At 71.4% G+C, this 2,251-nt stretch carries 2 protein-coding genes; one reads left to right on the forward strand and one right to left on the reverse strand.

What is annotated here, in order from left to right:
* A partial coding sequence (locus J0695_RS26180) for a SpoIIE family protein phosphatase (protein WP_372445829.1) occupies positions 1-965 on the reverse strand: 965 nt, incomplete at its 3' end.
* A gap of 141 nt (positions 966-1,106) precedes the next feature.
* On the opposite strand from J0695_RS26180, the gene J0695_RS26185 reads away from it, so the two are divergent.
* Positions 1,107-2,251: GNAT family N-acetyltransferase (locus J0695_RS26185; RefSeq protein ID WP_206965914.1), on the forward strand; the 1,145-nt coding region annotated here is incomplete at its 3' end.

The raw sequence follows: 2,251 nt of genomic DNA on the forward strand, positions 1-2,251 counted from the left end.
GGCAGTCTGCGGCCCGGCGACGTCCTGATGATGTTCACGGACGGCCTGGTCGAGTCGCCGGGCCGCAGACTGCCCTTGACGGGGTCGAACTGGGCCCCGTCGTAGACGCCGAGCAGGGGCCCCTCCCCCGACTTCTCCTCCCAGCGGCCGCTGCCCGCGTGCAGCTGGAGGGCCGGGAGGTGGCCCGCGGAGAGCAGTTCGTAGTCGCCGGAGTCCAGGTCGAGGACCAGATGGATGGAGGTGGCGAAGCCCTCGTCCCAGTCCTGGCGGAGCAGATAGCCGTTGGCGGCGGGGAGGAAGCTGTGCGGGGGCAGCGAGCCGAGCAGGCCGCCGAAGGCGCCGGAGAGGAGCAGCGCGCGGGAGCCCGCGTCCATGCCCTTGCCCGAGACGTCCGTGAGGACCACTTCGAGGGTGCGGCCGGTGCCCGTGCGGGCCGCGACCACGAAGTCGCCGGAGAAGGACTGGCCTCCCGCCGGGCGCAGAGCCATCTCGCGGTGCCAGCCCTCGGGGAGACCCGGGAGCTTGCTCTGTACGCGGATCCGTTCACGCAGGTCGAAGAGCATGGTGCCGCCACGCCGCCAGGGGACCCCGACCCGGCTGCGGAACTGCGCGATGAGCAGGCCGAAGAGTCCGCAGGCGGCGACCGTGAGGACGGTTCCCGGGGTGACCCTGCCGGGGCCTTCCGTGTACGGGCCGAGCAGGACCGACTCGACGATGAGCGCCGCCGCGGCAGCCGCGTACAGACCGAGCAGGCTCGCCGGGCGCAGCAGCAGACCGCCGGCCACGATGGGCAGGACCAGCGCCGACGGTGCGCACCAGACCGGCATCACCATCGTCAGCGACGCGATCGCGGGGACGGTGAGCAGCAGACCTGCCAGGGCGATCCAGTCGGAGCCGTCACCGCGGAAGTAGTCCACACCGGATCTGCGCACGCCGATCTTGGCCCGGTGCAGCTTCTTGCGCATCCGGGCCGTGAAGGACTTCGCTCCGCCGCCGGCCATTCCTCGGACCTTATCCACCCGCGCCCTGTCCGCGCAGGGGGACCCCTGTGACATTGCGTTCGAAATCGGCTCGCCCGGTGCGGGGAGTCCTGGTAGGCATGGCATATGACGACGGAGCTGCGGGTGTTGCGTCCGGCCGAATGGGCCGGGTGGTACGGGAAGTTGGAGCGGGCCTTCGGCGGGGTCCTGGAGACGGACGAGGAACGTGATGTCTACAAGGATCTGACGGATGCCGCTGGATACGAGCGGTTCATCGGCGTCTGGGACGGCGACGAGTGCGTCGGTACCGCCGGGGCCTTCCGTTTCCGGGTGAGCGTGCCCGGCGGGGCCTTCGTGCCCGCCGCGGGCGTCACCGCGGTCAGCGTCGCCGCCACACACCGCAGGCGCGGGGTGCTGACCTCGATGATGCGCAGGCAACTGGACGACGTGCGGGCGTGGGGCGAGCCGCTCGCCGTGCTGACCGCCTCGGAGCCCGCGATCTACGGGCGCTTCGGTTACGCGGCTGCGACCCGCCAGCTGAAGGCGGAGATCGACACCACCCGGGTGACCCTCGCGATGCCGGAGGGCGTGGAGGGAGTACGGCTGCGGTACGCCGATCCCCGGGCCGCGGCGGAACGGTGCGAGGCCATCTATGTGGCATCGATCGGCTCGCGCCCCGGGATGCTCGCCCGCACCGTGCACTGGGATCGGATGCCGCTGCTCGATCCGCCGGCCGAGCGCGAGGGCGCGTCCCCGCTGCAGTGCGTGCTCGCGGAGCGGGACGGGGAGGCGGTGGGGTACGTACGGTTCCACATCAAACCCGAGTGGGACGCGAGCGGGCCCAAGGGGACGGTCGTCCTGCGGAACATGGACGCCCTGGACCCGGTGGCGTATGCGGCGCTCTGGCGCTTTCTCTGCTCCATCGACCTGACGTCGACCGTGGAGGTGCACAACCGGCCCGTCGACGACGCGTGGCAGTACCTCGCCTCCGACATCCGGCGGTGCGCCCTGCGGCAGCGGGACTCGCTTCATGTGCGGCTGGTGGATGTGGGGGCGGCGCTGGAGGCGCGGACGTATCAGACGCCGGTGGATGTGGTGTTCGAGGTGGAGGACGCGTTCTGCCCCTGGAACAGCGGGCGTTGGCGGCTGAGCGGGAACTCCAAGGGCGCGTCGTGCACGCGGACGGAGGATGCGGCTGATCTGGCGCTGTCCGTACGGGAGTTGGGGGCGGCTTATCTGGGCGGGGTGTCGCTGTCCGCGTTGGCGGGGGG

Origin of the sequence: Streptomyces beijiangensis (genome assembly GCF_017315755.1) — a bacterium.
Lineage (GTDB): Bacteria > Actinomycetota > Actinomycetes > Streptomycetales > Streptomycetaceae > Streptomyces > Streptomyces beijiangensis.